The sequence below is a fragment of the Parabacteroides faecalis genome (assembly GCF_022809355.1).
GTDB classification, from domain to species: domain Bacteria; phylum Bacteroidota; class Bacteroidia; order Bacteroidales; family Tannerellaceae; genus Parabacteroides; species Parabacteroides faecalis.
On record NZ_JAKZMM010000092.1, the window covers coordinates 1 to 6,334 of the forward strand.

Below are 6,334 nucleotides of genomic sequence, written 5' to 3' on the forward strand. Positions count from 1 at the left end.
GAATTATAGGGAAGATTAGCGCACTTACAATCCTACAATACATCAACTATAAAAACAACAAACCCATTGGCAAAGTTAAATATGCGCTAATTTAATTCCGCCAACGGGTAAGTTATATATGTATTATGGTTGTTCTCCGGTAGATCCGATTTATGTGGCTGTTCTGGACTTGAAAACTTTGGAAGAAATAGAAAAGCCTAGACCTTGCCTGAACAGCGATATGCAACGACATGGCTGGGAACGTCCGGGTGAATACAATGAACTGACTCGAAGACCGTATATTGAAGGTGCCTGGATGACACAGCAAGGTGGCAAATATTATCTACAATATGCTGCGCCCGGAACGGAATGGAAGACTTATGCGGATGGAACGTATGTATCAGACTCGCCGGTTGGTCCATTTGTCTATGCACCGAATAATCCGGTTTCTTATAAACCCGGAGGCTTTATCGGCGGTGCCGGTCATGGATGTCTCTTCCAGATTGGTACCAATTACTGGAAAGCTGCCACCAATTCTATCTCTGTCCGCCATATGTTTGAACGGCGTTTGTCTTTTTATCCTACTTACTTTGATGCGGACGGTTATTTATATTCCGAAACTGCCTTTGGCGATTATCCGATGTTTTTACCGACGGAAGAAAAAGGAACAGCCGTGCGTCCTGAATGGATGCTGTTATCGTTCCATAAGCCGGTTACAGCTTCTTCCGTGAAAGAAGATTTCGGTGTAGAGAATATGGTGGATGAAGATGCCCGAACGGCTTGGGTAGCAAATTCCAATCAGGAAGAATGGGTACAAATTGATCTGTTGAATCCGTGTCAAGTCTGTGCCATACAGGTGAATTATGATGAATATGGAGCCAATCAGAAAGGAATAGTGCCCGGTATTTATCAGAGTTATGTACTCAGTGCTTCCAAGAATGGTAAAGACTGGTATGTAATTGCCGATAAGAGCCAGAAGAAGACGGATACACCTCATGACTACATCGAATTTGAGCTGCCATTCGAAGCTCGCTATATCAGATGGGAAAATAAGGCTTATACAGTATCTTCAAATGTTTCGTTACGTGAGATACGTGTTTTCGGAAAAGGACACGGAGCTAAGCCGGAAGCGGTACAAAAACTGAAAGCATCCTGGAATCCATCCGACTCTTGTAGGTGCCGTCTTTCTTGGACTCCGGTAAATAAGGCCGATGGATATATGGTTCGTTATGGCATATCTCCTGATAAACTCTATACAAGTTTCCAGGTTGTAGGTGATTCCACTCATTTGGACCTGAATGGATTGAATGCGGGACAAACGTATTACTTCTCGATTGCCGCTTATAATGAGAACGGTGTCGGACCCAATTTAAATCTGAAGTAAAATAACAAGAATAGAAAAAAGATGAATAAACACTATATAGGATGCATGTTGGGCGTTCTCCTTTTAGGAGCCTGTTCGCCTTCCAGGAACTGGCAGTTTGAAACCGATTATTTACGTGTAGAACTGAATGATAAAGGCTATATCACAAGTATGCAGAATCGGACAGTCAGTCCACAGCGGGAGTTTAGTCCAGTAGATAAGCCTTCTCCCTTATTGTCTATTTATAATGAAGAGACAAAACAGTATGTTTTACCGGAATCAGCCGCTTTCGATGCTTCTAATAAAACAGTGACATTGACGTATCCGAATCAGGTAAAGGCCGAAGTTCGTCTGGAAGAAAAAGGAAAGTATCTGCGGATGGAATTATTGTCGTTGTCGCCTCGGGAACAAGTGGATGCGATTCAGTGGGGAACATATCATACCAATATTACCAATCTGTTTGGTGAGATTATCGGTGTGGCACGAGATACCAGTGATGCGGTCAATTACAGTATTGGTTTGTTGGCTTTGGATGATAATACTTTAGGAGGAACAGCCGATCTGGAAGGAGATGCCGCTCCGTTTCAATATGTGATTCATACACCGGATAAAGAACGCTATCCATTACCGGATAGTCTGCATGAAGGACAGGTTTTCTCTTTGGGTGGAAATGGAATCAGTGATGTAGCGTTTTATGCCCATAAAGAACCGTATTACAGAATCTTGTACGGAAATGCAGCCGTGGTGGACGAGAAAGGACAGATTTCGTTGAACTATTTCTCTCGCGACAGAAGTAAACCTCGTCAGGTACTTTATTCCTTGATTCCACACATGCCGGCCAATATACCGAATCATATAGATGTGGAACCGTTACCGGGAGTAGATTACATCGGTTCTTCCATTGCGTTATGGGGAAGTCCGGATAGTACAGCCCTGATGGATGTGATTCAGGATATTGTCTTGAAAGAAGGATTGCCTTATCCGACGTGGAGAGGCAAATGGGTGAAAGATCCGACTGCCTATAAACCAGATATATTGACAAGTGGTTTGCAGTATGACAGTATTGTATCTTATGCTTCTCAGTTGGGTGTAGCTGCGATTTCAGCCTATGATCAGGGTTTCCTTCGTCCCGATCGGGGAAATGAAGGATATATAGACGGGCGGAATTATGAGAAGAAGCCTTTCCGTATGCAAAGTGGAAATCTGTCGCATCGGGAAATGGCGGAAAAAGCACGGGAGAAAGGTATTTTATTGGGACGTACACCGATTACCAATTCATTGGCTCCGGGCACAAAAGATGTCTTTCCGATACCGAGTGACAGTTTGTGTTATCAGCAGAAACGTTTATTGGTCAAGGCTGTTAATGAGACAGATACGATCATAGAAGTGAATGATCCGACGTATCTGGAAGAAATCGCCAGTTGGGAAGGTCATTGTGAGAATCTGAATATGATCAAGATCGGGAAAGAGCTGATTCATTATCTGGGTGTGACGAAAACACCTCCTTATCGTTTACAGCAAGTAAAGCGCGGTTATTGGGGAACAAAGGCGACAGCGCATGCCGCTAACGATACAATTTATAAGTTGCAGGTAACCATCAATTACGGTTATGAAGGGATTATTCCGAATTGGGCCTTACAGGAAAAGATCGCTGAGTATTATGCGGAAGTCTGTCAGTTGAACGGGCTGGCTTATTATGATTTCGACGGACAGGAATTCCTGTTTAATAACGGGCATGGTTATTATTCAGCCAAACGCTTCTTCCGCCGGATGTTTGAACATGGAAAGGAGATTGGTGTTCCCTACATCCGTTTCACCGGAGCGACTTTATCCGAAGGTTCATGGCATTACCAGAGTGTCTGGAATGTAGGTGGCGGACGAAACCTATATGATGTGGATACACGTGAATGGGGAAGTGCGACAAGTCAGGGTAAAGACTTGCGGGATGTGACCTATTCCAACTACTTCCCGGTTTCTTTCGGAGGTAATTTTGCCATCAAAGATACATCGACCGTAGAACAATATGAACATATTCAAGCCATTTCCGTGGGCTATGGAGCTACCTATAGTTTAGGTATTAATCAGAAAGACGTAGAAAGTTGTCCGCAGAAACAGGCAATCTTTAAGGCTATACGGACCTGGGAAGATGCCCGTTGGGCAAATGCGTTCCCTCGTTCACTGAAGAAGTTGTTGAGAGATCCCCAATATGATTGGCATTTGGAAACAGGAGAGGAGAAAGGAACGTGGACGCTATATCAACGTGAGAAAGGAAAAGATGAAAAAGTCTATCATTTGAAGGCTGTAGAATGATGAAACGGAACGTAGTAAAGGCTATTCAAGATGAATTGAGTAGCCTTTACTTTTGATAAAATTCTTTATGAAAATTATCCGTCGTGTAATAAAAACACTGTATTTTTGGATCTCGAAAAACGATAGTTGTTAATAAAGGTTCAAAAATACAGCCGTGAAAAATATAGTTTGCTTATTAGTTGGTGCCGCATTCCTGTTGGGATGTGAGCAGGAAAAAGAAAGTTCGGTTTCTTTGTTTAAAGAATCTAATGTAGGAGATTTGGCCAAACCGTATGTGGCTGCTGGAAACCGAATGTATTGTGTCGGATTTCAGGATGGCAGTTTTCCACCGATGGGTGATCATGTGAAAGGTGAAATGGGTGGTGTTTGGACGCAACCTATCAAACTGTTGGATCAGTTTGAGCTGGCTGTTGCAGCGCCAGAGAAAAACATTCATTTGGATCACCTCAAAGCTTCCCGATTTACGACATTCCCTCATCAAGTTCAGTGGGTGTATGTGCTGGATAGTTTACAGGCAGATGTCGTCTGTACTTTATTTGTTCCGGAAAAAGAGCGCAGTTTGCAGGTAAAATATGATATTGTAAATAGAGGCTCGGAGGCTTTGAACTTGCAATTGACTTTTTCAGGGAAAGTAGATTTGCGTGCTGGCTTTTTCTCTGAACAGGCTGGTTTGCAGAATGCTCCTGATTCGTTGTGGATTGACCAGGAGAAGGGACAAATTGTTGCGCGTGATTTACGAAACAATTGGTTTGTTGTGGTATCAACAGATGCAGAAAACAGTCAGTATTCGAGTACGAAGTCTGATAAGAAGGAGTTTCTGAATCCAAACCAGACGACAGTGCCGAACTTGGAAACTGCTCAAGCATCACGTGTAGAAGACAGTAATGCAGTATATAATCCTGTATTCCGGATAGAGAATACCTTACAGATTCCAGCATCTCAGAAAGTAACTCAGTCTTATTATATTGCTGGTTCGGATCTGTCTTTGGAAGAAGCTGAGGCAGCCAACCTGACTTTGCGGACAAATGCCGGACGTTTGTTGGCCGATAAGGAAACGCATTATGCCGATCTATCCAAAAGATCTTGCTTGTCTCTTCCTGATAAGAAGTTGGAAACAGTTTATAATTGGGTTCGCTTCAATACCGAATGGCTGTTATTGGATGTACCTGCTATCGGAAAAGGTTTCGGAGCCGGCTTTGCGCATTATATCTGGTGGTTTGGAACGGATAATTCCTATGCGTTGCAAGGACTTCTTGCTACGGGTGATTTTGAGAACACAAAATCCACCTTGCGCTTGCTGAAGAAGTATTCAGAGAAATGTAATGGCAATGGTCGGGTAATTCATGAAATCGTTCCTTCCGGTGCTATTGTAAATCCGGGAAATACCCAGGAAACGGCTCATTTTATCACAGCTGTCTGGAATACCTATTTATGGACGGGAGACCGTGATTTCCTGGCAGAATTTTATCCTTTTATCAAACAAGGCTTGAACTGGTTGATGGTGGAAAAAGATACAAACAAGAATCTTTTTCCCGAAGGATATGGAATAACTGAAATAAAAGGTTTGAATGCGGAACTGATAGACGTTGCCGTCTATACACAGCAGGCTCTGGAAGCCGGTTCGAAGATGGCAGAAATATTTGAAGAGACTTCTTTGCAGAAAGAATACCAACATTTGGCAGATCAATTGAAGGCAAAGATCAATACGGCTTTTTGGGATGAACGGACGTCTTTGTATTGTGACTTTTATGGAACTGCCAAAGATGCCCTTCAAGTTGTGGATGGTGCTATTGATCAGTTTAAGCAGAATCCGGAGACGAAAAAGTTCTATGAGGATTTGAAGACATATTTCGCATCTTTTGCTCCTGATTATGAACATGGTTGGTCTACTAATAGAAATTGGGTGATTAATACGCCGATTGAAACCGGTATTGCTCCGGAGAAACAAGCTATTATGGCATTGGAAAGAATGGAAAAGAATGATATGACCAGTCAGTGGGGACCATATCTTTCTGCCGTTAACAAAGAACATAATATGACCATCTCAACCGGTGTACAGGCAGTTGCCGAGGCAAGATATAATAGAATTGACCGGGCTCTGATGCATGTCAATCAGATTGCCAATACTTTTAATCAAGTGATGCCGGGTTCGATTGCCGAAATGATGCCGGATTATGGTTGTTTCTGTCAGGAATGGACGATATATGGTGTCGCTGTGCCTCTAATACAATATGTATTTGGTATCAAGCCCAATGCTCCGGAGAAAGAATTACTGTTACAGCCTCAGTGCCCGACGGGATGGGATCGGTATACTTTGACTAATCAGCGGATAGGTGATTCGCAGTTTGATATGGCAGTTTGTTCTTCTGATTCTGGTGTAACTTATCAGGTAAACGGATTGGATTCTTCCTGGACAGTTAAATTCCGTTTGCCGTTCCTACGGACTTCTGACTATTGGTTGAATGGCAAGAAGGTAGAGAATCCTTCTCTGGTGGATGGTTGGATCTGGTTGGAAAGCAAAGGCCAGGCAACGGTTCAAGTAACAGATAAATATGAATAACTAAATAGCATATAACCCGTTGGCGGAATTAAATTAGCGCATATTTAACTTTGCCAATGGGTTTGTTGTTTTTATAGTTGATGTATTGTAGGATTGTAAGTGCGCTAATCTTCCCTATAATT

General features: G+C 42.7%; 3 protein-coding genes. All 3 read left to right on the plus strand.

Annotated elements, in window-relative coordinates:
* Positions 1–118 precede the first annotated feature (118 nt).
* Positions 119–1,363: a discoidin domain-containing protein gene (locus MUN53_RS18035; RefSeq protein ID WP_243326790.1), complete on the plus strand. Its 1,245-nt coding sequence runs from the start codon at positions 119–121 to the stop codon at positions 1,361–1,363.
* Between the two features lie 21 nt (positions 1,364–1,384).
* The gene (locus MUN53_RS18040) at positions 1,385–3,652 is read left to right on the plus strand and encodes a hypothetical protein (RefSeq protein ID WP_243326792.1); all 2,268 of its coding nucleotides are present in this window, start codon (positions 1,385–1,387) and stop codon (positions 3,650–3,652) included.
* 154 nt (positions 3,653–3,806) lie between these two features.
* Complete coding sequence (locus tag MUN53_RS18045; RefSeq protein ID WP_243326794.1) at positions 3,807–6,212, plus strand: alpha-L-rhamnosidase-related protein; 2,406 nt, start codon at positions 3,807–3,809, stop codon at positions 6,210–6,212.
* Positions 6,213–6,334: the final 122 nt, after the last annotated feature.

What these genes read in the sequence shown, in the direction of transcription:
- MUN53_RS18035 (WP_243326790.1), top strand. Translation starts at nt 119, where the DNA reads ATGTATTATGGTTGTTCTCCGGTAGATCCGATTTATGTGGCTGTTCTG.
- MUN53_RS18040 (WP_243326792.1), top strand. Translation starts at nt 1,385, where the DNA reads ATGAATAAACACTATATAGGATGCATGTTGGGCGTTCTCCTTTTAGGA.